Annotated in this window: 24 protein-coding genes and 1 pseudogene; 16 read left to right on the forward strand and 9 right to left on the reverse strand. The window is 66.6% G+C overall.

The features are described from left to right. Positions 1-10: 10 nt before the first annotated feature. From ASPU41_RS23390 to ASPU41_RS10570, 6 genes are all read left to right on the forward strand, one after another. Positions 11-565: a serine dehydratase beta chain gene (locus tag ASPU41_RS23390; RefSeq protein WP_269450048.1), complete on the forward strand. Its 555-nt coding sequence runs from the start codon at positions 11-13 to the stop codon at positions 563-565. A 194-nt stretch (positions 566-759) separates the two neighbouring features. Then, the gene (locus ASPU41_RS23395) at positions 760-1,224 is read left to right on the forward strand and encodes an L-serine ammonia-lyase, iron-sulfur-dependent, subunit alpha (protein ID WP_231941052.1); all 465 of its coding nucleotides are present in this window, start codon (positions 760-762) and stop codon (positions 1,222-1,224) included. A gap of 461 nt (positions 1,225-1,685) precedes the next feature. Continuing rightward, positions 1,686-2,270: a TetR/AcrR family transcriptional regulator gene (locus ASPU41_RS10555; RefSeq protein ID WP_069950881.1), complete on the forward strand. Its 585-nt coding sequence runs from the start codon at positions 1,686-1,688 to the stop codon at positions 2,268-2,270. 332 nt (positions 2,271-2,602) lie between these two features. Continuing rightward, a complete protein-coding gene (gene betA / locus ASPU41_RS10560; RefSeq protein WP_069950882.1) occupies positions 2,603-4,306 on the forward strand; it encodes a choline dehydrogenase in 1,704 nt (567 codons plus the stop codon). A gap of 33 nt (positions 4,307-4,339) precedes the next feature. Further along, the gene (locus ASPU41_RS10565) at positions 4,340-5,899 is read left to right on the forward strand and encodes an aldehyde dehydrogenase family protein (protein WP_069950883.1); all 1,560 of its coding nucleotides are present in this window, start codon (positions 4,340-4,342) and stop codon (positions 5,897-5,899) included. A gap of 157 nt (positions 5,900-6,056) precedes the next feature. Continuing rightward, positions 6,057-7,607: an APC family permease gene (locus ASPU41_RS10570; RefSeq protein ID WP_069950884.1), complete on the forward strand. Its 1,551-nt coding sequence runs from the start codon at positions 6,057-6,059 to the stop codon at positions 7,605-7,607. Between the two features lie 322 nt (positions 7,608-7,929). Here the strand turns inward: ASPU41_RS10570 and ASPU41_RS10575 are convergent, their stop codons facing one another. Beyond that, entirely contained in the window at positions 7,930-9,084 is a 1,155-nt protein-coding gene (locus tag ASPU41_RS10575; RefSeq protein WP_069950885.1) for an MFS transporter, read from the reverse strand. A 122-nt stretch (positions 9,085-9,206) separates the two neighbouring features. Between ASPU41_RS10575 and ASPU41_RS10580 the strand changes: the two genes are divergently transcribed. The 5 genes from ASPU41_RS10580 (at position 9,207) to ASPU41_RS10600 (ending at position 16,251) form a co-directional block, all read left to right on the forward strand. Further along, positions 9,207-9,698: a hypothetical protein gene (locus ASPU41_RS10580; protein WP_157356981.1), complete on the forward strand. Its 492-nt coding sequence runs from the start codon at positions 9,207-9,209 to the stop codon at positions 9,696-9,698. 813 nt (positions 9,699-10,511) lie between these two features. Beyond that, a complete protein-coding gene (locus ASPU41_RS23865) occupies positions 10,512-10,880 on the forward strand; it encodes a hypothetical protein (RefSeq protein WP_331712753.1) in 369 nt (122 codons plus the stop codon). Positions 10,881-11,326: 446 nt separating this feature from the next. Then, entirely contained in the window at positions 11,327-12,481 is a 1,155-nt protein-coding gene (locus ASPU41_RS23400; protein WP_083266464.1) for a DUF6226 family protein, read from the forward strand. A gap of 167 nt (positions 12,482-12,648) precedes the next feature. After that, a complete protein-coding gene (locus tag ASPU41_RS10595; protein ID WP_069950888.1) occupies positions 12,649-14,631 on the forward strand; it encodes a vWA domain-containing protein in 1,983 nt (660 codons plus the stop codon). A 411-nt stretch (positions 14,632-15,042) separates the two neighbouring features. After that, positions 15,043-16,251, forward strand: a complete 1,209-nt coding sequence (locus ASPU41_RS10600) for an acyltransferase family protein (RefSeq protein WP_083266465.1) — start codon at positions 15,043-15,045, stop codon at positions 16,249-16,251. A 12-nt stretch (positions 16,252-16,263) separates the two neighbouring features. Here ASPU41_RS10600 and ASPU41_RS10605 read toward each other — a convergent pair whose 3' ends face one another. Beyond that, on the reverse strand, positions 16,264-17,418 hold the full coding sequence (locus tag ASPU41_RS10605) for a hypothetical protein (RefSeq protein WP_069950890.1): 1,155 nt from the start codon (positions 17,416-17,418) through the stop codon (positions 16,264-16,266). A gap of 140 nt (positions 17,419-17,558) precedes the next feature. Between ASPU41_RS10605 and ASPU41_RS10610 the strand changes: the two genes are divergently transcribed. Then, positions 17,559-17,777, forward strand: a complete 219-nt coding sequence (locus ASPU41_RS10610; RefSeq protein ID WP_069950891.1) for a hypothetical protein — start codon at positions 17,559-17,561, stop codon at positions 17,775-17,777. Between the two features lie 59 nt (positions 17,778-17,836). On the opposite strand, the gene ASPU41_RS10615 is transcribed toward ASPU41_RS10610, so the two are convergent. Together ASPU41_RS10615 and ASPU41_RS10620 are read right to left on the reverse strand one after the other, a co-directional pair. Beyond that, the gene (locus tag ASPU41_RS10615) at positions 17,837-18,238 is read right to left on the reverse strand and encodes a VOC family protein (protein ID WP_069950892.1); all 402 of its coding nucleotides are present in this window, start codon (positions 18,236-18,238) and stop codon (positions 17,837-17,839) included. A 38-nt stretch (positions 18,239-18,276) separates the two neighbouring features. Next, positions 18,277-18,699, reverse strand: coding sequence for a helix-turn-helix transcriptional regulator (locus ASPU41_RS10620; protein WP_069950893.1), 423 nt, complete (start codon positions 18,697-18,699; stop codon positions 18,277-18,279). Between the two features lie 258 nt (positions 18,700-18,957). Between ASPU41_RS10620 and ASPU41_RS10625 the strand changes: the two genes are divergently transcribed. Then, positions 18,958-19,161 carry a cold-shock protein gene (locus ASPU41_RS10625; protein WP_024365339.1) on the forward strand — a complete coding sequence of 68 codons (204 nt, stop codon included), beginning with the start codon at positions 18,958-18,960 and terminating at the stop codon, positions 19,159-19,161. 113 nt (positions 19,162-19,274) lie between these two features. On the opposite strand, the gene ASPU41_RS10630 is transcribed toward ASPU41_RS10625, so the two are convergent. Next, the gene (locus ASPU41_RS10630) at positions 19,275-19,634 is read right to left on the reverse strand and encodes a DUF6176 family protein (protein WP_069950894.1); all 360 of its coding nucleotides are present in this window, start codon (positions 19,632-19,634) and stop codon (positions 19,275-19,277) included. A 129-nt stretch (positions 19,635-19,763) separates the two neighbouring features. Further along, on the reverse strand, positions 19,764-21,572 hold the full coding sequence (locus tag ASPU41_RS23725; RefSeq protein ID WP_069950895.1) for an SARP family transcriptional regulator: 1,809 nt from the start codon (positions 21,570-21,572) through the stop codon (positions 19,764-19,766). A gap of 116 nt (positions 21,573-21,688) precedes the next feature. Between ASPU41_RS23725 and ASPU41_RS10640 the strand changes: the two genes are divergently transcribed. Further along, positions 21,689-21,883, forward strand: coding sequence for a hypothetical protein (locus ASPU41_RS10640; protein WP_069950896.1), 195 nt, complete (start codon positions 21,689-21,691; stop codon positions 21,881-21,883). 122 nt (positions 21,884-22,005) lie between these two features. Here ASPU41_RS10640 and ASPU41_RS24045 read toward each other — a convergent pair. The 3 genes and pseudogenes from ASPU41_RS24045 to ASPU41_RS10655 all read right to left on the reverse strand — a co-directional run. Then, a pseudogene (locus ASPU41_RS24045) lies at positions 22,006-22,559 on the reverse strand (NAD(P)-binding domain-containing protein); the annotation flags it as partial. Between the two features lie 113 nt (positions 22,560-22,672). After that, positions 22,673-23,362: an alpha/beta fold hydrolase gene (locus ASPU41_RS10650; protein WP_069950897.1), complete on the reverse strand. Its 690-nt coding sequence runs from the start codon at positions 23,360-23,362 to the stop codon at positions 22,673-22,675. A gap of 196 nt (positions 23,363-23,558) precedes the next feature. Continuing rightward, complete coding sequence (locus ASPU41_RS10655; protein ID WP_069950898.1) at positions 23,559-23,741, reverse strand: PspC domain-containing protein; 183 nt, start codon at positions 23,739-23,741, stop codon at positions 23,559-23,561. Positions 23,742-23,880: 139 nt separating this feature from the next. Here ASPU41_RS10655 and ASPU41_RS10660 point away from each other — a divergent pair, with 139 nt between their 5' ends. Both ASPU41_RS10660 and ASPU41_RS10665 read left to right on the forward strand, forming a co-directional pair. Then, entirely contained in the window at positions 23,881-24,075 is a 195-nt protein-coding gene (locus ASPU41_RS10660; protein WP_069950899.1) for a hypothetical protein, read from the forward strand. 48 nt (positions 24,076-24,123) lie between these two features. Next, entirely contained in the window at positions 24,124-25,395 is a 1,272-nt protein-coding gene (locus ASPU41_RS10665; protein WP_069950900.1) for a plasmid pRiA4b ORF-3 family protein, read from the forward strand. Positions 25,396-25,705 lie beyond the last annotated feature (310 nt).

The raw sequence follows: 25,705 nt of genomic DNA on the forward strand, positions 1-25,705 counted from the left end.
TCAGGCTGAGTTGTTCGGTTCCCTCGGTGCCACCGGGCGGGGCCATGGCTCGACAAGGCAGTGGTCCTGGGCTTCAAAGGGCTGGACCCGGAACCGTGGACACCGCACGGCTGATGACCAGGTGGCCGGCCGCAGCCCTCGACGCCGAACTGTGGTGTGCGGGGACCATCGGGTGGATTTCAACTGGGACGAGGACGTGGTGCTTCACCGGCGCAAGTCCCTCCCGGCCCACCCCAACGGGATGACCTTCCGGGCCCTCGACCACACCGGCGCCGTTCTGAGGAGCGGAGCTCTATCCATTGGGGCGGCTTCGTTGTTGATGGCGACGCCGACGCGGGCGACCGGTGGTGGCAGACGCTACAGTCTCCCTTCCCGTTCACCACAGCCGACGAACTCCTGGAGATCTGCAGCGGGAGACATGTCCATCTCCGACGTCATGCTCGCCAACGAACTCGTCTGGCGCAGCGAAGCCGAGCTCCGCGAAGGCTCCTGGCCCTGTGGGCGGTCATGCGCCAGTGCGTGGAGAACGGCTGCGCCGCGGAAGGGAATCCTCCCGGCGGACTGAACGTCAAGCGGCGCGCCCCGTCGTTACCTCAGACCCCTGGACCGCGGACACAGGTGGTCCCCGACCCGCTGCCGCCATGGAATGGGTGAACCTGTTCGCCCTGGCGTCAATGAGGAAAACGCCGCCGGCGGCCGCATCGTCACGGCACCCACCAACGGGCCGCAGGAATCGTCCCCGCCGTCCTGCACTACTACGTGAAGTTTGTTCCTGGCGCCAACGACGACGGCGTGGTCCGCTTCCTCCTTGCCGCGGCCGCCGTCGGAATCCTCTTCAAGATCAACGCCTCCATCTCCGGAGCCGAAGTGGGCTGCCAGGGCGAGGTGGGCTCGGCCTGCTCCATGGCGGCCGCCGGCCTCTGCGAGGTCCTGGCCGGCACGCCCGCGCAAGTGGAAAACGCCGCGGAAGTGGGGATCGAGCACAACCTCGGCCTGACCTGCGATCCCGTGGGCGGGCTGGTGCAGATCCCCTGCATCGAGCGGAACGCCATCGCCAGCGTGAAGGCCATCAACGCCGCGCGGCTGTCCCTGCACGGGGACGGCAGCCACAAAGTATCCCTCGACAAAGCCATCAAAACCATGCGGGAGACAGGAGCGGACATGAAAACCAAGTACAAGGAAACCTCCCGCGGAGGCCTCGCCGTCAACGTCATCGAGTGCTGAGCCCTGAAGTACCGGTAGCTCCAAGCGTGAACAAGCACCCAGGCAGTCACGAGCACGTCACCGTCGCTGGCAGCAACCGCGTCAAGCGAGGCGGGTAGCGCATCATGTGGGATACGAGTTCAGGCCGGACCTCGGCTGGACGCGGGCCGCGCAGCGACTGGGCCCGGCTGACAGGCCACATGGTGGAGGTGTGGCTATTCGGCGAGCACATCGTGACCGGGGTGGTGGAACAAGCCGCTGACGACGGCTCCGTCCTTTGGATTGCGGCCGCGGGAGCCAGCACACGAAAGCTCTTTGATAAGCCGACCGGATATAACATCCGGGCCTAGGCGCTCAGGGAGTGCCTCTTCCCCCCGTAAGCAGTCTCCCGGGTGGAGGCGCGGCGGCGTGCGACCGCGCTTGGGAGCAGGGCGTCCTGTCCGCGGGATGCACCGTCACGATTTTGGCCATATTCTGGCCAAGTGACTACAAACACCATGAAGTCGGGCCAACAGCTTGACAGGCAGGCGCGCATTCTCGAAGCGGCACTGGAGCTGCTGTCGCGCCACGGCATCTCAGGTGTCAATATGCGCGCGGTGGCCCGGGAAGCCGGCGTGGCACTCGGGCTGGTGAACTACTACTTCGAAGACAAGATGAGCCTCATCCGTGCGGCCTTGCATCAGATTGACGAACGCGATGTCAAGCTGGTCGCCCCCGATCCGGCATCGCCCCCCGACGGGCAGCTGCATAAGGCTCTGCGCCGCGTTGCGGACCCGGAATTCCTCACCACCGAACATCTGTCCCTGCGCCTCCACCTCTGGGCTCTTGCGCAGGCCCATGAAGACTTTGCGCTGATTAACGCGGCGGCCTTCGAGCGGTACCTCAGTGGACTCGCGGCCCTGATAAGCAATGCGAAACCTGAACTTTCCAGTGATGAATGCAGGGTGCGGGCGGCGGACATTGTTGTCGTGCAAAACGGGATGTGGCTGACAGCGCTCCTGGGCGTGGACGAGGCCTCCATCCAAAGGAGCATCGCCCGTACTGAGGAGATCGCCTTCGCCGCCTAGCGGGGGATTGCCTGGGAATTCCGTGAAGGCGCCACCGCCTTCTCCAACGACGCGAGAACTCTTCACGCCCGGTCTCCGCACGCCCGCCAGTCCCTGGCGCGAATCAAGCCGCCGTAGCCCTTGCACGTAACAAACAAACTTTCCTGAACACTTGTCCAGCAGCGCTATTGAACACTTGTTCAAGTTACATTACTGTTCAGCGGTATGACCTACACCACACCAGCGGCGTCTTGCGGGTTCTCCGGAGCGCCACGGTGCACCGCAAGTTCCCGGAAGCAGGATCACCGGCCCTGGGCGGAAGATCTGCGCCAGGCAGAAGGAGAGTTTGCAGCATGACAAAAACCAACTACGACTACGTCATCGTCGGTGGCGGAAGCGCGGGGTCCGTGCTTGCCAACCGTCTGAGCGATGGAGGCCAGAGCAGCGTCCTGGTCCTCGAAGCGGGGCGGAGTGACTACCCTTGGGACCTCTTCATCCAGATGCCCGCCGCGCTGACCTTTCCCAGCGGCAATCCTTTGTACGACTGGCGATACGAGTCGGACCCCGAGCCTCACATGGGCGGCCGTCGGGTAGCGCACGCACGCGGGAAGGTACTGGGCGGCTCCAGCTCAATCAACGGCATGATCTTCCAGCGCGGAAACCCGCTCGACTACGAACGCTGGGGCGCGGACGCCGGGATGGAAACATGGGACTTCGCGCATTGCCTGCCGTACTTCAACAGGATGGAAACCGCGTCCGCCGCGGACCCGGACGATGAACTGCGCGGGCACTCAGGCCCCCTCGTGCTGGAACGCGGCCCGGCCACGAACCCCCTGTTCCAGGCTTTCTTCGCCGCCGCCCAGGAAGCCGGGTACCCGCTGACGGATGACGTCAACGGTTACCGCCAGGAAGGCTTCGCGGCATTTGACCGCAACGTCCACAAAGGCCAGCGGCTCTCGGCGTCCCGCGCCTACCTCCGGCCGAATTTCGGCCGGGACAACTTGACCATCCTGACCCGGGCCTTGGTCACCAAGGTCAACTTCACGGGCAACGTGGCTACCGGCGTCACTTACCGCCGCAATGGCAGGACCCACCAGGTGAACGCAGGCGAAGTGATCCTCGCGGGCGGCGCCATCAACACCCCACAGCTGCTCCAGCTCTCCGGCGTGGGAGACGCGACCCACCTGAACTCCCTGGGCATCAACTCCGTTGTCAACCTGCCCGGCGTCGGCGAAAACCTCCAGGACCACCTTGAGGTCTACATCCAGCACGCCTGCACCCAGCCGGTCTCCATGCAGCCTAACCTTGACCTGTGGCGCTACCCGCTGATCGGGCTCCAGTGGCTGCTGGGCCGGACGGGACCGGCAGCCACCAACCACTTCGAGGGCGGCGGCTTCGTCCGCTCCAACGAGGACGTTGCGTACCCGAACCTGATGTTCCATTTCCTCCCGGTCGCAGTCCGCTACGACGGCCAGAAGGCCGATGCCAAGCACGGCTACCAGGTGCACATCGGCCCCATGTACTCCGACTCCCGCGGCACCCTCAAGATCAAGTCCACCGATCCCACCGTGCACCCGTCCATGGTGTTCAACTATCTCTCCACGGACCAGGACCGCCGCGAATGGGTTGAGGCCGTTCGTGTTGCCCGTGACATCTTGGGCCAGTCCGCCATGGTCCCCTTCAGTGGGGGCGAATTGTCTCCGGGCCGGGCCGTGCAGACGGACGAGGAGATCCTCGACTGGGTTGCCCGCGACGCCGAAACAGCACTCCACCCGTCCTGCACTGCGAAGATGGGCCCCGATTCCGATCCCATGGCTGTAGTGAACCCGCTGGACATGACCGTGCACGGCACGAGGGGCCTCCGCGTGGTGGACGCCTCCGCCATGCCCTATGTCACCAACGGCAACATCTACGCGCCTGTCATGATGCTCGCTGAAAAGGCCGCCGACCTGATCGCCGGCAATGCACCTTTGGCGCCGCAGCACACGGAGTTCTACCGGCACGGCGTCAGCCCGCTGGAGCGTAACGGCAACGCCGCCCCTGCGACCAGGGGCTAGGAATGACGGATGCACACACCAGAAGGAGAGACAATGACTGCCACAGCTGAGCAAGTCCATCAGGCCGGGAAATCACGGGATTCCATCAAGGGCCTCTACATCGGCGGAGCCTGGCAGCAGGCGTCCGACGGCGGCACCACATCCGTGCGCTGCCCGGCAGACGGTCACGAAGTGGCAGTGGTCGTGTCGTCCACCGTCGAGGATGCCGAGCGGGCGATCGCCAGTGCACGGGCAACGTTCGATAGCGGCCCGTGGCGCAAGCTCACAGATATCGAGCGGGGTAGCGTGCTGCTTCGCGTGGCCGACCTGCTTGAGCGGGACAAGGCCGCCTACGCCCAGGCGGAGGCGCTCGACACCGGCAAACGCCTCGTCGAGGCCGAGTACGACATGGACGACATTGCTGCCTGCTTCCGCTACTACGGAAAGATCGCAGGCCTCGACGCCGGCCGGGTGATCGACACGGGCCGGCCCAACGCCATCAGCCGCGTGGTCTACGAGCCGCTCGGTGTCTGTGCCCTCATCGCACCGTGGAACTACCCGCTCCTCCAGGCTGCATGGAAGGTGGCGCCAGCACTCGTCGCCGGAAACTCGTTCGTGCTGAAGCCCAGCGAGCTCACACCGTCCACGTCGATCCTGCTCATGGAAACCCTCGAAGAGGCAGGCGTGCCTGCCGGCGTCGCCAATCTCGTCACCGGACCCGGCTCGAGGGTGGGCGGCCCACTCAGCTCCGACCCGCGCGTCGACCTCGTCTCCCTGACCGGGAGCCTGGCCACAGGCCAGACGATCATGGCCGCGGCCGCGGAGACAGTGAAGAGCGTCGCCTTCGAACTCGGCGGGAAGAACCCGAACGTCGTCTTCGCGGACGCGGACTGGGACGCCGCCGTCGACAACGCCCTGACTGCTGTTTTCCTGCACTCCGGGCAGGTCTGCTCGGCAGGGGCGCGGCTCGTCGTCGAGGAGTCGATTGCAGACCGCTTTGTGGCCGAGATCGTGGAACGGGCGAAAAAGATCCGGATGGGCGGGCCGTTCGATCCCGACGCCGAGACCGGGCCGCTCATTTCCGCCAAGCACCGGGACCAGGTCCACGCCTACGTACAGGCCGGCATTGCGGAGGGCGCCGAGCTACTGTGTGGCGGCTACATCCCTGAAGAGGGACCGCTCGCCGACGGTTACTTCTACCCGCCCACCGTACTCGGCAACTGCCGCTCCGGCATGAGCGTACTGCGCGAGGAGTCATTCGGCCCGGTGCTGACCATCGAGACGTTCCGGACCGAGGATCAGGCCATCGCAATCGCGAACGATACAGAGTACGGCCTGGCCGGCGCGGTATGGACATCGGACGCCTCTAAAGCGCAGCGCGTCGCCGGCGCCCTCCGGCACGGAACCGTGTGGATCAACGACTACCACCCGTACGTACCCCAGGCTGAGTGGGGCGGCTTCGGGAAGTCCGGGATCGGCCGTGAACTCGGCCGGGCGGGCCTCAACGAGTACCGCGAGGCAAAGCACATCTGGCAGAACATCCAGCCCACGCCCAGCGGCTGGTTCGGCGCGACTCCGGCTCCGAAGGAAACGGGGGAGGGCGCAGCCAACTAGGCAACAGCATTGGGGAAACAGCCGGGCGCCACAACGGCGCGGCGCCCGGTCGCTTGGTTTCATCTGCGTCCAAAGCGGCCGCAAATCACCACCATCGTGCTTTTCTGACTTAGGAGTTCCATTGACAGAACCCAGCAAGAGTACTGATTCAAGCGGCATGGACCAGTTCGGCTATGCCCAGACCCTGGACCGAAGCATTGGCAAGTTCGCCAGCTTCGCGGCCGGAGTTAGCTACATCTCCATCCTTACCGGCGTTTTTCAACTCTTCTATTTCGGTTTCGCGATGGCCGGCCCGGCCTACGCCTGGTCCTGGCCGCTTGTCTTCGCCGGGCAGCTGATGGTGGCCTTATGCTTCGCCGAACTGGCAGGGCGTTACCCTGTGGCCGGTTCGGTCTACAACTGGGCCAAAAGGCTCTCCTCCGGCACTTTCGCCTGGCTGGCCGGGTGGCTGTTGTTAATTTCCTCAATTATGGCCCTGGGCGCCGTGGCACTGGCCCTCCAGCTCACCCTGCCCCAGATCTGGTCCGGGTTCCAGATCATCGGTGACGGCACCGGCACCTACGACTTCGCCCTCAACGGGGTACTGCTCGCGAGCATCATGATCGGCATCTCCACCCTCATCAACGCCTTCGGCGTGAAACTCATGACCAAGATCAACAGCGTAGGCGTCCTCGTTGAACTTGTTGCCGCGGTGTTGCTTATCCTCGCACTTGCATGGCACATGGTCCGCGGACCCGGTGTCCTTTTCGAAACTACCGGGTTTGGGGCGGACCACCCCTTGGGCTTCTTCGGAGTGTTCATCATCGGCGCCATGGCATCGGGCTACGTGATGTACGGCTTTGATACCGCCAGCTCCCTCGGCGAAGAGACGAAGGACCCGAAGCGCACAGCACCCAGGGCCATCCTGCGGGCGATCACCGCGTCCTTTGTGCTGGGCGGACTGATCCTGCTCACCGGACTCCTCGCGGCCCCGGACCTAAATGATCCCAAGCTAGGCTCTGCTGACGGCGGCCTGCAATACATAGTGCTCTCCGTACTGGGCGGCCCCTTCGGCAAAGCCTTCCTGCTGTGCATCGTGGTAGCCGTCATGGTCTGTACGCTGGCCGTCCACGCCGCCGCCATCCGCATGATGTTTGCAATGGCCCGGGACAACAACCTTCCGTTCAGCCGCCACCTGGGCAAGGTACACCCCGTCCGGAAGACCCCAACGGTCGCCGCCATCGTGATCGGAATCATCGCGATCATCCCGCTGATCGTGAACGTCTCCCAGCCCGCCATCTTCACCATCCTCTCCAGCATCAGCATTGTCCTGATCTACCTCTCCTACCTGCTGGTGACCGTGCCCATGCTTCGGAACCGCCTGGCCAAAAAGTGGCCGCTGCCCGATGACGGCACCGAGCCCGGCTTCAGCCTGGGCAAATGGGGACTGCCGGTGAACATCCTCGCGGTCCTGTGGGGCGGCGCCATGACACTGAACCTCATCTGGCCACGCCCGGAAATTTACAACTCCGTGCCGCCATTCGAGTGGTACCTGCAGTGGGGCGGGGTTCTCTTCGTCGCTGCCGTCACCCTCACCGGCGTCCTGATGTACCGACTGAAGCTTCGGCACCAGACGGGTGTCCTCGCCGGGCATGCAGCCGCAACCACAGCACCTCCGTCGCTGGGCTCCGCCGAGACGAAATCGGAAGTGCCCATTAGCGTGAGGTAACGGCCCGGCTCCCGGACGTGAGGCGGGCACCGCGTGATTCTTGAAACGACACACCAAAGTACGTTTCGAAGAGAGCTCACGCGGTGCCCGCCCCCCGTGTTACCGATCCCGCCCGTCGTCACGTCCTACAACGGCCATCGCTCCACCGTCCCGGTCGTGGCCGGATGGAAAGACCCGTGCTTCACGCTCCGGTACACCGGCTACGGGGCGTCATCGGCGCCCAAGGGCCCGATTACGGAGGAGCAGAAGGCCGAGCGGAAACCCTGATCGAAAATAACACGCTGATGCAGTCGGCTACCTTGCTCTGCACTAACGTGGGCAGCTAATTCGCTTTCCCTGCCGATGACCGATGCAGCATCAGCGTTACCCCGCTCAGTAGTGACACCGCGGCGGTGAGAACCAGCAGTGGCCCCAGCCCCAGGCCAGGGATCACCGCGCCGGCGAGGGCCGGCTCTGCGACTGAACTGATGGCTCCCACAACCAAGCAGCCCGTGAAGGCGGCACCTGCGCGGTCGGGCACCAGCTCGGCGGTCCAGACCGCGAGTACCGCCGATCCTGTCATGTACCCCGCACCGAAAATACACGCTGAGACCGCCGTCGCGGTCAGGGAGTCGCTGGCCAGGCCGAGGAGCGCCAGCGCCGCACCGACGGTCACGAGGCACAGGGCGGCGACCCGAGAGGTGCCCAGCCGCTGCGCGGCGGCCCCGGTCGCTACGCCCACCATGCCGCTGAGGCCGATAGCGGCGTAGAGCGCCGGGACGGCTGCCGCGGGGAGCACTCCGCGGTCCAGGATGTCCGCGGCGTAGGTGAAGTAGATGACGACGACCGCGAAGTAAACGACCGAGTAGGCGGCAGGGACTCGTAGCGCTCTGGCCAGTGAGGGGGTACCGCGCGCTCCGTCCGGGCGCGGGTCCGGCCTGGTCCGCGGTACCAGTCGGAGGTTCACGGCTGCGGCGGCCACCGCGGCAAGGGCGGTGCCGGCCCAGACCAGGCGCCATGAACCGAGCGCAGCGAGGACGGCCAGGCCGCCCAGCAGTACCAGTCCGCCGCTGGTACCGGTCGTGATGATGGCCAATGTTCTTGGTTGCTGCCGCAAGGGCACCGAACCGGTCACGATGTCGGAGTAGGGCGCCCAAACCCAGCCTCCTGCGCTGCCGGCTAATATGACACCGAGGGCGAGCAGCCAGGGCGACTGGGCGACCGTTACGATCACCGCTCCCAGAGCGCCGCAGGCGCCGCCTACGGTCGTCGGTGTACGCGACCCGTGGCGGGCGGCGAGAGGTCCCGTGAGCAGCAGGCCGGCCAGATAGCCTGCGAATGTTGCGCTGGCGACCAGGCCGAGCACCAGCTCGGAAAGCCCCAGGTCCTGCCGGATGTCGGGCAGCGTCAGGCCGTAGGCGTATCGGGCCATGCCGAAGGCGACCCCGACCACCGCCGCACCGGCCAAACCGACGCGGCCACCCGCGGAGAGCTTCATGACTACCCCTCGTCCTGCACCGTGCGCTGTCGTCCTGACGAGCTCGGCCTTGAAATCATCGGGCAGCAGTCCGATGTGGACTTAGCGGTCCTCGCGCGCCAGCACCGAGGCTAACCTTACCAATGGCTCGTCGACGCAGCCGTCAGGTGCGTACCCTTGGCATGCCGGGGGGTGCCTGCCCGCTTTGGGCGCGGGCCGGTGATGAGCCCGGGGTTGATGACACCTATAGCGCCCGCAACGCGCTGTGGTGGGCGGCCAACGAAGGGCTAAGCCGCAACCAGTACGCAGAGAAAAATGATGATGGCGCCGAACAGTGGGGCCTGACCGTGATGCGTGCCGTTCCCGCCGGCGATTCAAAGTTCCGGCGCGGGGGCGAGGCTCTGGTGGAAATGTTGACCAACGAGGTCCTTACAGGTTCTTTTGCAGACCTCGACGTCGAATATTCGCTTCCGGCCAAAGCATCGGGACTTTTCGTTTTGGAGCAGCAAGAGCTTAAGAACGCTGCGGAAGAATTCGATCTTATTCTCCTGGGTTCGCTGGCCTATGGGGTGGTCAGCGACGTTTTGTCCGCGTCCGTCAAGCACGAGATCAGCCGAATCTTCCGTGCCCACTGATTGTCGCTCCGGATGCCAGGGAAGACCAGCGGATCCGGATACGCAACGCAACACTGGCGATGGAGAACCACTGGTCACGTGGCATCGGGCTCGATAGCTGGGAGAAAGGCCCCATTATCTAGTCCGACGATTCGGCTCTGGGACCGCGGTGAACTGCTCCCCGAAAGTTGGACTGAGAATTCAGTTCTGACTTTTTGGGGGAGAAGTTTTTAGGCGGTGAGCAGCTCGTTATCCAAGGCGGAACGGGAGGCCGCGGTAGCGTTTTTCGAGACCGCGATTGGGGCGCCAGGTCCGTGGCAAAAAGACGGGGTGCGTGCGGAGGCCGTCAGCGGGTATTTGACCGGCGGAAAGTTCGCAGAGGTACGTCGCTAGCAGTTCCGGAGGGCGCGACACTTAAGGGACCATTGTCGGCACCGGGAGGATCACATGAGCAGATCAAAATCGTCCAGCGTTGTGGTTTCCGCGGCATTTCTATTCGCCTTGTCGCTTTCCGGATGCGGTCAGCAGGCAGCGCCGCCGGCATCGGACACTGCGAGCGGACCCGCCGCCTCAGTCACGACAACCACAGCACCGAGCCAAGGGCCCTCCTCGGATGGGTCACCGAGCGCTACTGGCGCCCCCACGGCGTCGGCGGCCTGGACTAAGTACACGACGGCGGATGGCCAGCTGACATTCGACTTGCCCGCCGCATGGACCGTCAGGGATCCCGCCGGTGAGCTGGCAGAAGGTGGTGGCGCATTCGCTGAGGTTAAGAACCAGGCCGGGAAGCCATTGGCTACTCTCCGGACCAACATGGCCACGGGTTCTACCTGCATGCAGCGGTACCCTTACTCCGTCCTGGACTCGCAGGAGATGACGGCGCTCACGCAGAACGGTGCGGTGCCCCGGTACGTGTTCGAGACACGCGGCAACGCCGAGGATCCCGGGCCAGCGGATACGCCGGGAGCTGCCTACGGCATCGTGACCGGACCGGTCCCCACGGGGGATTCTGCGTGCTATATGTTCCACTTCTTCATCTGGCCGCCCAACTCTGCCATGTTCGGGGCGTTCTACGATCCCGCAAACAACGTGACCCCTGGAGACGCAACCCTGCCGTATCTGGAGAAGGCGAAGAGGTACGCGGACACTCCCGAGTACCGGGATATCAGGAGGATGATCACCTCGCTGCGGCCGACGAGTTAGACAAACAAGAATCGGCCTCAGCTTCCAGCCCCTGCCACCCTCGCCAGCGGTGCCGGTGGCACCCGCTGCGGTGTTGACGATGCCTGGGCCCACACTGGCGCTGGCAGAGGTGCCGGAAGTGAAGGCACCGGAGAGGCCAAGTCGTGCTATGCCGGCTGCGGTGCCAGGCCGCAAGGCAAGGGCAACAGCGCCTCAGACACCGGTAAGATGCTCGGAGTCTCCCGCGCCACGGTCTACCGATACCTCACATAGACGACGTGGCGAGAAACCCCGGTCCGACGACGACATCGAAGCGGCCCGCTCGACCCTCGTCATCGGTCGCAGGCGGGTGGCGGGCCGTTGGCGATGATACCGGGAGAGGTGCGCTTCGCGATGGCATCGATGGCGAACCCCGATACGAACGTCGGCGAACTATACGAGGAGCTCGGGAGATTAGGATCGCAGTTATGGGGACAGCAGAGGACTTGTTCGAAGGGCAGCCCACCGGAATGCCGGAACCGATGCCGCGGCGCACCGCGCTCTACCGGGAAGGTTCCGGCCCCGCGGTGGTCCGGCACCTTGAAGGCTATGCCCCGTTCGTTGACTTCTGTTCGGCCCAGGGAGCACGGGCCGAGGAGCTGGCCGCGGACCCGGAACAACTCATCCGGTTCCTGCGCACGGCCGGCTCCCGGCTCGCGGACGACAGCACCCTCAGTGCGGCGGCGGCGGTCTTCGTCGGGAACACCATCGCGGCGCTGCGGCCGGACGCGAAGTGGACCGCCTACGAAGGGGCCCCTTCCACGGTGGGAAACCGTGCGAAGGCGGTCGAGGTCGACCGCCTCCTCGAAGCGCTTCGCAGCGCGGACGACGACGCGGTCCGGGGCCTGATTGCCGTGCTCTCGGACTGGGCCCAGGAAGAGCCGGACGAGCCCCCGGCAACGCCGCCCCGGCCGGTATTCCGGCCAGCAGGACAGCCCCGCTACGTCCGGCCCGCCCTGCCGACTGAGACCTACTACAACAGCGACGGGGAGCCCATTCCCTACGGCCGGCACTGGGGCGCGGGCGCGCCCGACCCGGATTCCTACAGCGTGGACAGCCACCCCGAGCGTTTCGCCGGGCTCCACGTCGTGGCCCGTGCCCTGATCGACCACCTCACCGCGGTGTACGACGTCGATGTCCAGGACGATCCCGTCCATGCCGGGGAGCTGCTGATGCAGGGCCCGGGCGTGCTGCAGGCGGTCAAAATCTCCCCGCGGGATCCCGGGGCGGCGGCCCTGACGTTTGTGCTGACTGGGTACCCGGGCGTCATGGTCCACGCCGGGGTGCTGCATGACTTCGCGTTTCCGGTCTGCGGCTGCGATGCCTGTGACGAAACGATGGAGACAACAGCGGACCGGCTGGAGCTGCTGGCGCTCTCGGTCGCGGCCGGCGGTTACAGCGAACGCTACCCGGTGGGCCACAAGCGGTGGAGCGAATACGCGCTGGCCGCGTTCGACGGTTCCGGCTCGGAAGGCGGCCAGGGCGAACCCCCTCCGGCCAGCGCCGAGCGCCTGCGCGACGCTGAAAACCGGCTGCGGGAGGTCGCCGGCGGGTGGAGACCCTGGCCGCTGCGCCGAAGCTGACGCAGCGAGACCGGGGCGCAGCCCGACCATGGAGGTGCATAGGCCCGGTGTCCCGGCGCCACCCCGCGGGCTGCCAGCGCACCCAGTGCAACCATCGTCCCAGTTCAGGCCCACATTCCGGGTAGGTTCAAGTCCACTCTTACTTTCCACCGCTGCGAAAGGGCCTTATGTCCGGCCGACCGCTCCGCAAGTCCCTTTTCACCCGCACTGCTTCCGCGGCAGCAGCCCTGCTGCTCGCCGTCGCGCTGGTGCCGGCCGCGATCCTGCTGCCGGCGGCGCCGTCCGCGGCGGCAGAGGAATCCGTGCCCGTTATGGTGGTCCTCGACGCGTCCGGCTCCATGATGCAGAACGACGCCCCCGGCCTGCGGATCGACGCAGCCAAGTCCGCGGTGAAGAACCTCATCGGCGCCGTGCCGGACTCCGCCCGGATGGGGCTGATGGTCTACGGGACAGGCACCGATTCCGCGGCATCCTCCAAGGCCGCCGGGTGCGCCGACATCCGGACCCTGGCTCCGGTGGGTGCGGTGGACAAGGCAGCCCTCACCGCCGCCGTCGACGGGATCAAGGCCACCGGCTACACTCCCGTGGGGGCGTCGCTCCGGGCGGCCAGCGAGGCGCTGGCAGGGGTGAAGGGTCCGCGGTCCATCATCCTGGTCTCGGACGGCATCGACACCTGCGCCCCTCCCGCGGCGTGCGACGTCGCCAAGGAACTCGCCGCCGCCGGCTCCGAACTGAGCATCCATTCCATCGGCTTCAAGGTGGACGCCTCCGCCCGGGCGGAACTCGAATGTATTTCGAAGGCGACCGGAGGCACCTACACCGACACCCGGGACGCGGCAGCGCTCACGGACGAACTCACCATCCGGACCACCCGGGCCATCGGCGTCTACGAGGCGCAGGGCACCCCGATTACCGGCGGGACGTCCCCGGCGGATGCCCCGCTCCTGTCCGCCGGGCAGTACCTGGACGTGCTGGACAAGGGGTCCAAGAAGAACAGCACGGCCGAGGCCGGTTCCACCCGCTACTACAAGATGCAGCTGGCCCCCGGCGAGCGGGCCCATGCGGCCGCGACACTGCTGGTCCCGCGGCGCGGCGAAACGGACACCTCGGGCACGGCCTACCTTGGAGTTTCCGTCGTGAACGCGGAGGACGAGTCGTGCTTCCTCCATGACACCGAGCACGGTAACTCCAACCAGTCCTTCCTGTACCCGCCAACGGCGGCGTTCAGCACCCCAGCCCTGGGAGAGGACGCGGGGGACGAGTGCTTCGGGGCGGACGCCACGGGGGAGGCCTTCCTGAAGGTGGAGCGCTCCGGCAGCTGGGCCTGGACCAAGGCACTGCCCGTGGAGCTCCTGTTCGCCACCGAGCCTGCCGCCGACACCAAGGGCCTGCCGGACGCATACCCGGCGGCGTTGCCCCCGGTGGTCCCGGCTCCCGGCGGCACCGCTTCCCCGGTGACCGGCGGAGCCAGCTACAACACCGCGGCCGAGCTCACGCCCGGCCTGTTCTCCGATTCGCTCCTGGGCGCGGAAACAAAGTTCTACAAAATCCCGGTGGGCTACGGGCAGAGGCTCAGTTTCAAGGCCACCGTGACAGCCGACGGCGCCTCCGCCGGGTCGCTCGGCAAAAGCCTGGACCTTGCCCTGTTCAACCCGCTGCGCCAGGAGACCGAACTTGCCCCCGGGAGTGATAAATACATTCTGGGCAACTCGCTGGGCTACACCTTCATGGGTACCGGCGACAGCCTGGGGGCCAGTATGGCGGTCCCCGTGCGCTACAACAACCGCAATTCGAAGGACGATGGCATCGAGCTGATCGCCTACCCCGGCGGCTATTACCTCGCCGCGTCGCTCAAGGACAATTCCACGGCGGACATCGGCAGCGAACTGGCGTTTGACCTGGCCATCGACGTCAGCGGCGACGCCGAGGACGGGCCGCAGCTGAAGGTCGCGGAAGCTTCCGCGGAGGCGTGGTCGGCGCCCTCCGCGCAGACGTCCGCTGCGGCCGCCGCGGACGCCCCGCCGGAGGCCTCGACGTCGGATAATTCCAGTCCGCTGTGGTGGGGACTCGGCTTCGCCGGGCTGCTGGCGGCGGCCAGCGGAGTATTCGTGTTCCTGCGTCCCAGGTCGTCCCAGCGGCAAGTGGGCTAGCTGCTTCGGCGGCAGCGTCGCCACATAGGAGAAGGCCCTAGCTATCCACGCTTGTGCTGAGATTACCGAACATCGGCTTCACGGTGATGCCAGGGTCCGCCGGCATCACCGCGCGGAATCGCTCCTTGTCTGCATCTGACGGCTTGGGCATATGCATCGTCCCCTTCTTCCGGATCGTGTGGGGTCGATATGAGGGGCTTTTCTGAGCCTATTTGTGTTCCGCGCACCCGATCCAAGGTCCACAGAGGCGGGTTCTCCGAAGGCCTCTGGATTCCTCCCACTACGGTTCCTGTTTCGGTGTACTGGGTCGGGACGTTGGTTACACCGTGCACCAGCTCGGGCGTCACGGAACTGCTTGAGGAGCAGTCCCGCGCCCAGGGTGCTAAGTAACGAACTGGTAACATTGGGCTAATGCAGTCTAAGTCTGGTCAAACAAGAGTCACGCAGCTGGATGGCCTCAGGGGGATTGCCGCCCTGGTGGTTGTCGCCTGCCACGCCCTGTCAACGCTCCCGGGAATCGGGAACGTTGTCCATGGGAACCGGTCCGCGGGACTCAACACGGCGGAGGCGTGGGCCGTTTTCTCGCCGCTGCACGTTCTTTGGAACGGCACTCCGGCTGTCCACGTCTTTTTTGTGCTCTCCGGCTTCGTCCTGGTCCTGCCGTTCACCAGGCCGGGAGCGGCGGGGAAGTGGGCACAGTACTACGCCAAGCGTTTCTTCCGCCTCTACTTGCCGGCCTGGGCGTCCCTGGCGGTGGCCGTTGCGTTGATGATCATCATTCCCCGGTCTGTGTCGCCGCTTCAGAGCCCGTGGGCGGACATGTACGTGACCGACCCCAGCGTGGCCCAGGTCCTCAAGGACGGACTGCTCATGCTGAATGCCAGCACCATCAACACCCCGCTGTGGTCCCTCAAATGGGAAGTCGCATTCTCGCTCCTGCTCCCGGCCTACGTACTCATCGCCGTCCGCTGGCGGCGCTTCTGGCACGTGAAAATCGGCCTTGCCCTTCTGCTGGCCGCGGTGGGAGCCCTGCAGGACCTGGAGTGGCTGTCCTATCTCCCGATTTTCGCCATCGGCGCTGTCCTCGGCGCCGAGCGCGAGCGGATCCGTGAACTGACCCAGCCCTGGCCCCGCTTCATCTGGTTCTTCGTGGCCGCCGCGGGACTTTTCCTGGCCAACGCGGAATGGATCAGCCCCGAGCAGCCGATCCCCGGCGTCGAGGCCCTGGTCACGGTGGGCGCGACGCTGATCGTCCTCCTGTTCGTGTCCTGCGGCTCGGCCAAGAGGCTCGGTGACACGGCCGTCGCGCAATGGCTGGGACGGGTGTCCTTCAGCCTCTACCTGGTGCACCTTCCGATCATCCTGGCGGGCGTCACCTTGCTGCGGTCCGTCTCGCTTCCGCTGGCGCTCGCCGTCTCCGCGGTCGCCTCGTTCGTGGTCGCCGAGCTGTTCTACCGCTACGTGGAACAGCCCGCCCATCGGCTGTCGATGGCCGTGGGGCGTGCCGTGGGGCGCCGGACCCGCAGCGACGCTCCCTCGGACAGTCCGGCCATCCCACAGCCGGCAGAAGCGACTTCGCCTCCAGTAGCACGGGAATATGCCGGGTCCGGCTCCCGGTAACCTGGGGCGGCGCTAATTGGAAGGTGCGAGGAGTCCTGCCGTGATCAGAAGACTGAGCAGAATAAGGATGATGCCGATGGCTGTGAAGATCCAGACACGGCTGGACTTCCCCTTCGGGGCTCGCCAGATCGCGATAAGCGCAGCGAAGAACAAGCCGGCCGCAACCGGAATGAACGCGAGCTGCTTGGACTCTGTGTTCAAAGGCAGGAGCCGGTCAGCGCCAGTGAGGGCCAAGACCAGCGCCGGTATGCCGAGGCCGAGAGAGGCCACTGCCGCAAGGGTGTTGAAGGAAGACTGCGCGTCGGCTTCCCTGGAGTTCGAAATGCTGGCTGCCGCGGCCATGAGGGCCCGTGTGGTGGCCGATTCAGCATCCAGCTGCTTTCGCATTTCCAGGCACTGGCGAATGGCGGCATCGTGGAGTCTCATCCAGGTGCGTGTGCTGGGCGTCGCCACGGCGGCGTCATTGACGATCGACGGGTCCTGCAGCCTGCGATATGAGTGATAGGCCACGGAGTCCGAAAGGTGCAGCCAGAGACCTTCCCGAACTGCTTCCCTCGCTTGGTCGGCAGCGCGGCCACAGATGATGTTCAGTTCGAGCAGCGAAGCGACGATGGGTGTATTGCTGGACGTTTGATGTCCCTTGCCGCTGAACACCGCCAAGCGGTGTTCCAGCGCATAGCGGATTTCCCTGACCTGGGCCACCGAGTTTCGAGACATTTCCGCCAGAGCCTTGGCGTGCCGGGCCGCATGCATCTGCGGATCACTGGCTTCGGACGCCTCCGGCCACGCCGGCAGGGCGTCCTTGAACCTTAAGACTGCCTCCTTGACACGGGCGTTGCCGCCCGCGTCGCCTTTGTCCACCAGAGTGAACTCCCCCTCGTCCGCGCCTTCAGTCCAGACGTTGCTCAAGAAGCACTCCACGGCCACGTGGTCGACGTCCTGGACGATCACACGTGAGTGGCCCACCATCACGACGCGCTGTCCCTGTGCCCCGGAGACATGCAAGAGCGGGACGGCCCGAATCGTGCTGGTGCCGCCCGGACGGCCCAAAAAGTCGGCAGCGGCTCTGGCCGACATGGCCTCCTGGCCCACGACGCCAGCGTCAAACGAAATGCTGATGGTGTCAGGGGCTTGGATGGTGCCATCCGGGCTGGAGTGTGCATGCATTTGTCCATCGTATTGCCCCGCCCGCGCTCCGGGGTCGCCCCACCGGTCGGCGCCCCGCCGCTGAGCGCTCCGTCGTTTTCCGGGCGCCCGTCGTGGGGCAGTTTCTGGGTCCCCTTGCCGCGTCCGGCTGAGCCCTGCTGGTGGCGTTCCCGCTTGCCGTACTCGCCGCCGGCCTCAGTTTCGCCGTGGCCAGGCGCCGAACGGCGGACTTCGAAAAATACCGTGCCACCGTTGACCTGCTCAAAGATGAACTGGAGCAGGTCAAGCGGCAGATCTCGTCGGGGGATTTCGTCGAAACGGCACTCCCTGCAGAGGGCGAGGTCACTGATGTGCGGCCCAGACTGACGCGCAGTGGGTGATTCAGGACGGTGCTGGAGCCGTCATAAGCCGCCCCCGGTGTCGTTCGCGTCTTCGTGCCTCAGGCCTGGTTGAAGCGGACCATGTTGCCGGACGGGTCGCGGAAGGCGCAGTCGCGCGGGCCCCAGGGCTGGGCGATGGGTTCCTGGAGGACCTCCGCGCCGGCGGCCCGGACTTTCTCGAACGTGGCGTCCAGATCATCCGTGCGGAACACGATGTTCGGCAGGACACCCTTGACGAGCAGCTGCTGGAGTGCGTCGCCGTCGTTCTTCGAGCGGCCGGCGTGCGGGACGGACAGCACCAGCTCCAGATCGGGTTGGGCCGCGCTGCCGAGGGTGACCCAGCGCTGTCCGTCCGAGCCGATGTCGTTGCGCACTTCCAGGCCGAGCACGTCGCGGTAGAAGGCGAGCGACTCGTCCAGGTCATTGACGGTGATGTGTGAGTACTGCAGTGAAATGTTCATGTCTCCCACGTTATTGCGGCGCCCGCGGGGGCGCTTCTTCAATCCTGCTCGGCTTGCCTGCTCAACTTGCGGGCGGGCCGCGTGCGCAGCCGGGCAATGCACGGCGGCATGGCCTGCACCGCGGAGTGCTCCCGGGCCCGGTACTCGTTGGGCGGCATGCCGACGATCTCGGTGAACCGCGAGCTGAACGATCCCAGCGAAGTGCAGCCGACCTCCATGCAGGCATCGGTCACGCTGGCACCGCCCCGCAGCAGCGCCATGGCCCGTTCAATCCGCCGGGTCATCAGGTAGTTGTAGGGCGACTCGCCATAGGCCGCCTTGAACTGGCGGGAGAAGTGCGCCGGCGACATCAGCGCCCCGGCGGCCATGGCAGGCACATTGAGCGGCCGGGCGTAATCGCGGTCGATCAGGTCCCGGGCACGGCGCAGGTGTGCCAGGTTGGCCTGCTCCTGCGGTGTCATGCGGCCATTCTAGATCCGCGAACGTCCCGGCGGAGGGCTCAAATGCGGCGGCGGGGGAGCCGTCCGAAGCCCCGGTGGTCATCGGCTCCGGAAATCTCCTGTATTGTTGATCCTGTTGTTGTGTTTATGCAGTTCGTAGTTCAGGCAGTACGCAAGGTTGCAAGACCTTGTTCTTCTGAAGCAGCGGTTTTGAGCACCCCACACCGGAGGACCCGAAAGTCGGGACTTTTCCTCCACCTTCACGAAGGACAAAAAATAATGGCTACTGGTACCGTCAAATGGTTTAACGCTGAAAAGGGCTTCGGCTTCATTTCCCCCGATGACTCCTCACAGGACGTCTTCGCACACTACTCCGCGATCGCCTCTTCCGGCTTCCGCTCACTCGAAGAGAACCAGAAGGTCTCCTTCGAAACCGAGCAGGGCCCCAAGGGTCCCCAGGCCGTAAACATCCAGGCTCTCTAAGACTTAGCTTTCAGCTAACTCTTCTGAGTCCGGAACCTTACAGGTTTCGAGCAGGGTCCGTCTTTGACGGGCCCTGCTTTTGTTTAACCCCGGGTGTGCTGCTTCAGCCAGCGCTAGGCCGCACCGCCGGCGTCGCGGTATTCGAAGAACACCTCGGCCGGGGGAGGACCCTGCAGCATTTCCGCCGTCAGCCCGTGCACGCTTACCAGGTGCTCGCGGAACCAGACATCGTAGGGATCGTCCGACGCGGCGAGCGTCTGGAAGGCCTTCGCAAGGTCCTCGGCCTCATGGAAGAGGCAGACGAAATCCCCCTGCGGGGTCTGCATCAGGCTGGCCACTTCCCGAACCACGCCCATGCGCTTCCTCGAACGTGCATGTTCCTCCCGGCGCGGGCCGTTCATTTCCGCGTCGAGCGCCTTCCACTCCTCCAGTTTCCCGGGCAGAATCGGCGCGAACCACGTTATACATTCCATGACAGATTTCCTTCCACGCAGTGGTGAGCACGGTGGTAATCCCATCGGTACAGCTGAATGGTAGTCCCGTGTCCGACGGCGGGACAGGGCTTCCGGAATAGGTTCGGGTCCTGCTCCACTTCCACAGGATCACGCGGAAACTCCATGGCGCCGGGCCAGGAACGCGGTCAGCGCCGGGTTGTCGATCTCCTTCGCCAGCCAGGGCACGGCCTGGGCTGCCGCCCCGTCGCCGAGCACCGCCCGGTGCGACTGCGCCCGGACCACAAACTCCCGCATGCCGCTCCTGCTGGCCAGCGCTGCCAGCCGGTCCACGAACTGCGAGGCCCGCGGCGAGCCGGTGGCGATGGTGACTTCCGCCGCGACGTCCAGCAGCCGGGCCGTGTACCAGAGGTACCACGGCTTGGGTCCGAGGCCCCGGTCGATCCAGTGCTCGGCGGCAGCCAGGTCGCCGTGCGCCAGGTACAGCCGGGCTTCCGCCCCCGCGGCCAGGGCCATGTAGCAGTGGTCGCCGGCGAGATCGGCCATCACCCAGGACCGGTCAATCAGGTCCGAGGCGTGGTCCAGCCGGCCGGCGGCCAGATAGGTTTCGCCGCGGACTCCGGCGGCAAACGGCTCGAACGCGGTCCAGTGTTCCTCCGCGATCCAGTCCAGCGCCCGGTCCAGGCAGGCGGCCGCCAGCTCCAGGTCCCCGCGCAGCAGATGCACCCGTCCCAGCAGGGCCTCGCTGAAGGCGTGCTGCCGGCGGTTCCGCACCGCCCTTGCCAGCCGCCCGGATTCGGTGAAGGCAGTGACGGCGTCCCCGTAGCGCGCGGTGTCCGACGCGAGCATGCCCTGGATCGCGAGGATCCTGGCCTGCTCGTCGGGGATTCCCCGTGCCGCCTGCATCGCCCGGTCCAGCCAGCCGGCCGCGCGGTCCGGGACACCGCGCTGGACTGACAGGTAGCCCAGCTCGCGGAAGGCGGCAGCGGCGGTCCGGGAGACGCCGTCGGGCGCTTCGGCGGACAGCGCACGGTGCAGGAAGTCGGCGACTTCGGCGCCGCGGCCGCCCGCCTGGTGGATCAGGGCCCCGGCCAACGTGACCAGCGACTCGGCCACCAGGTGCCGGTCAGCGGTGCGCTGCGCCAGCACGACGGCGAGGCGCAACTGGTCCAGGCCCCGGTCCACGGCGCCCGCCGACAGGGAGGCACTGCCGGCGTCGAGGTAGGACCGGACCGTGGCCACGTTGGCGCGGATCTCGGGGTCAGCGTCCGGGGCGGAGTCGGACAGGGCACGCCGGACCTCCGCCGGAAGCGGCAGGCCCAGCTCACGGTGGTAGAGGTCCGCGTATTTGGTGACCTCCTCCCGGGCCCGCCGGTGCTCGCCCAGGGCAACCAGCGCCTTCACCAGGACGGCCGTGCAGTCGGCGTGGAAGGGATCCCGGCGCAGTGCCAGCGAGGCCAGTTCGACCGCGTCCGCGGGGGCACCGGTGGCCAGGGCAGCCACCGAGGCTTCGTACAGCAGCGACTGGACGCAGTTCTCGAGCCGGTACCGCTGGTCCGCCAGCCAGGAGTCAAAGACCGGGCTGTCCGCGAAGGAGAGCCCCTCCAGCAGCTGGCCGCCGAACGGGCGGGGGTCCAGGCCCTGGCCGTCGGCGGAGCCGAGCAGCTCCAGGGCATCGCAGCGCCAGGGATCCAGGAGGGCCAGCCGCAGCGGGTCGCCGGTGATGGACACACCGCCCAGGGTCCGGCGCAGCTCGGACAGGTTCCAGCGCAGGGCGCCCAGCGGGTCCGCGGCGTCGGGGAAGAGCAGGGTGGCGGTGCGGGAACGGCTGACGCCGTCCGGCTGCAGGGCGAGGTAGGCCAGCACGGCCCAGGCTTTGCGGCCTTTGGGCTGTGGGGGAGTGGTGCCTGGGGACTCGATCTTTGGCGGACCGAGGAGCCGAATCCACGTCTCGGCCATGGGAGTAATTTTACGCCGCCGGACCCTCTCTCGTCGCGGGGGATTCACACGGTTGCTCACACGGGCGCTGCGGAAACTGGAGTCATCCCATCCGCTCCACCCCCGAGGAATCACAAATGGAACTGCTTGTAGTCCTGCTGTTCGGACTGCTCATGGCCGCCGGGACCGCCACGGTCCGCGCCATGCTCAAGGACGGCCACGGCCACACCCCCGTGGTGCGGTCCACGGAGTCCTGGTACGCCGGCAACCTGCCCAGCGAACCTTTCACCTCGTCGCTTGCCTGGTACCGGCCGGGAGCGCGGGTCCAGTAATCCCCCGGGTGCGACGAGCCCCATCGCCGGCGCGGCGAACATTTGCGGGGCGGTGGGCCGGAAGCTCACCGCCCCGCAATGTGCCCGGCAAGATACGCCGCGTCGCGGCCCACGCGCGGCGGTTCCGGGAGGTCGTCGCTGAAGACGAGGTCGCCGTCGTCGGCGGCTTCCAGGTGGCCGTGAAGCCGGACGCCGCGGCGGCCGAGGTCCCGCAGGTGGATGTCGTGGCCGCCGTCCGCGCCGGACAGCAGCGGGTTGCACATGAACCGCGCCGCGGGGAGGGCAGCTGCTCGACGGTGAGGCCGTCCAGCCCGTACTCCGGGCCGTGCAGGCCGAGCTGGATCATCCTGTAGATGGTGTCCTTGCCGCGGTAGCGGCGCGGCGCCTCCGGGCAGGCGTTCACCGCCAGATGGACCTCGCGGCCGGCGGCCAGCAGCTCCTCGGCGATCTGCCCGCCGGACTGGCCGGTCCCCGCGACCCGGACGGCACCGTCCGGCAGCCGGCCGGGGTTGCGGTAGGCATCGGTGTGCAGCTGCAGGACATGCCGCGGCAGCCCTGAGGACAGCGCGGGGATCCTCGGTTTCTGGTAGCCGCCGGTGGCCAGCACCACGTTGCGTGCACGCCAGCTGCCGCGGGTTGTCTCCAGGCTGAAGCCGCCGTCCGGCGCGGGAGCGATGCCCCGCCGAGGCTCCCGCGCCGACCACCAGGGTGTGCACCTCCCGGGGCGCGTCCGGAGGCGCATCCAGGGGAAGGTCCCCGGGCACCGCCCCGGGCGGTGCGCTAAGAGGATCAGCTGACGGCGGCATGGTCCCTGCCTTCGGCTCGGTCCCAGTGCTCACGCAGGAGCGCCCCAAGCCGTTCGGGCTCAACCCGGTGCGGGGGATCGGAGTGGTGGCGGTCCTCGAACACTTCGAGCCGGAAGTCGGGGAAGACCGTGGACAGGCGCTCGGCAATGTCACCGAACTGGTCCGGGTTGCTCCGGCCGCCCAGGACGAACAGGACCGGGGCGTCGAACGCAGCCAGCGCCCCGCGGTCCAGCTCATAGCTCCGGAACGTGCGCAGGAAGGCCGCGATGCCGGCCGGGCGCCTTGCCATCCACGGCGGAGGCTCCCCCGGCGCGGGCGGCGGCAGGACGACGTCGGGCTTAACCTGCAGCCGCAAGAACTCCGGCATAAACTGCCCCGGCGGCAGGGTTTCCAGCCGGTCAAAGGCCTTCCACAGCTGAGCGTGGGCAGGGCTCCAGTCCCAGGTGCCGGCCCAGGCCGGTTCCAGCAGGGCCAGGCTCAGCAGGCGCTGCGGGTGTTTGGCCACGACGGCCAGTGCGGCCGCGCCGCCCCCGGAATAACCGGCGAGATGGAAAGTCTCCCAGCCCCGGGCATCCGCCTCGCGCAGCACACCGTCAATTTCCGCGTCCAGGCTCCAGCCCGGCGGCGGATCGTCGCCCGCGTAGAGTTCCAGGTCCTTGGCGAGAGCCTGCATGTCCGGTCCGAGGGCCCCGATGAGCGTATGCCGGCTGCGCGGGGAGGACAGCGCCCGGAAGCAGGATGACCCGAATCGGTCCCATGGCAAAACGATACGCGCGGCCGGGCAGGTTTCAAGGGGAACTTGCCAAGCGCCGGCGCCCGGCCGGCCGCCGCCGTCGGGCCTGCCCGCTACGGGCCCTTGGTTCTGGCCGCTACGGGCCCTTGGGCATGATGATCCACAGCACGATATAGACCAGTTCCCCGACGCCGAACAGGCCGAAGAACACGAAGCCGATGCGGACCAGTGTCCTGGGGATGCCGAAGCGGTCAGCGAGTCCCGCGCACACACCCGCGATGATCTTGCCGTTCCTGGGTCTAACCAAAGATCGTTCCATCCAGCCAAGGTAGCAGTGCGACCCGGTCAAGAGAACAGCCCCGCACGAGCGGGACCGTCCCCGCCGTCACACGATTGCTCACACGGCGCCTGAAGACACTGGGATGACTAACCCGCCCATCACCTGAGGTGAATCACCAATGGAAGTCCTGATCGCCCTGCTTGCCGGAACCATGCTCGTCGCCGTTCCCGGAACGCTCCGCTCCGTCCGCAAGGACGGCCACGGCCGCACCCCAGAGGTGCGGTCCACCGAGCCCTGGAAAGCCGGGACCCTGCCCAGCGAACCGTACTCGGCGCCCAACGCCTGGTATCTGCCCGGGGCATGGATGCGCTAGCCGCGCCACTGACAGTCCATGCGGCGGGGCTCTGGCAGGATAGCCAGCATGGAGTCCGTCACCCCTGCCCTTCCCGCGTCAGTCCCCGCCTACGACCTTCGCGTCAGCATCCAGGACACCGACCCCCTGATCTGGCGCCGGGTCCAGGTGCCGGAAACCATCACCGTCCCGGAACTGCACCGGGTGCTCCAGACGGCCTTCGGCTGGGAGAACCGCCACCTTTATGGCATCCGGTGTGTGGACCGGCTCGGCCAGCCCCGCGTCATCATCGGCCCCGACGACGCGGCGGAGGAGACGGGTGCCGAGCCAGCTTCCGGCGTCGTGCTCTTTGAACTCCTGGACGCGCAGCAGGCCGGGCCGAGCACACTTGAGTACGAGTACGACTTTGGTGATGTGTGGACGCACACCTTTGAGGTGATGGGGCCGACCGAACTCCCTGCCGGTGCCCTGCGCTGCATCGGTGGCGCCAACCGGGGCCCGGTGGAGGATTCCGGTGGGACCTTCGGCTATGCGCGCCTCATTGAAGCCCTGGCCGATCCCTTGCATGAGGAACACCAGGAGCTCTCCGGCTGGTACAGGTTCGCGACGGGCCAGGATGCCGGCACCTTCGAGCCGGACGCGTTCGACGCCGCCGCGCTCAACCGCCGCCTGGGCGAGCTGGCGAAACGCTTGTGGCCGGACCCGCCCACGGACTCGGAGATCGATGCCGTCATCCGTCCCGTGCAGTGGCTGCTGAACCGGGCGGGCACTGAGGGACTGCAATTAACCCAGGACGGCTATCTCAAACCTGCCGTGGTCAGCGAGGCCGTCCGCGAACTTGGGTGGGCCTATCGCTGGCCGGGAGCTGCGAACCGGGAAAGCCAGACCCTCCCCGTTCTGCTGCTCCGGCAGCAGCTGCAGGCCTGGAAGCTGCTCCGGAAGAGCAAGGGACGGCTTGTCCTGTCACCGGCCGGCCGCAAGATGCACGACGGCGGCCGCCTGCTGTGGGACTACCTCGCCGGGGCCGTTGCCTTCCCGGCTGAGCAGTCGACGGCCGTTGTGACCCGCATTGTGGTCCATTGGCTGCTCGAGGGCTCCACGCCGCCATGGGACCGGCGGCCGCGGATCATCGCGGATGCCCTGACCGCGGCGGGGTTCCGGATGGCGGGTGGGGATTCGGTGCCACGGGACGCCGCCCAGGACCTCTATCTGGAAGTGCGCTGGACGCTGGACTGCCTTCAGCTGAAGGTTCCGGAACGCACCTTCAGTGAAGAGCCGGCCCTGACCGACGGCGGACGGAAGTTCCTCCTGCAGGTTCAGGGGTTGCTCGACCGCATGTGAAGCCTGCCGGGCCGTCCACCGCGGATGTGAGCCAGTACACAGGAACCCTGGTTCGTCGTTTCGGCTGGCGGAAGGCCTGCCGGCTGGCAGGATTCTGCGCGGTTCCGGGTTTTTTGGGGGGTTGGGGGGTGGTGTGGGGGTGGATTTGTGTGGGGTGCGGTGGGCGTGTAAAGTAATTCGAGTCGCCGCCGCTGATGCGGAGAGATTGCGACCGACCCCCTGCTGAACAGCCTGGAAATGGCGCGCTGATTGGCGTGCTGAGTATGGGTGGGGATCCATTCCTGGAACTGGAAATCGCGGAAACGCTGAT

This window comes from Arthrobacter sp. U41, assembly GCF_001750145.1.
Classification (GTDB): domain Bacteria; phylum Actinomycetota; class Actinomycetes; order Actinomycetales; family Micrococcaceae; genus Arthrobacter.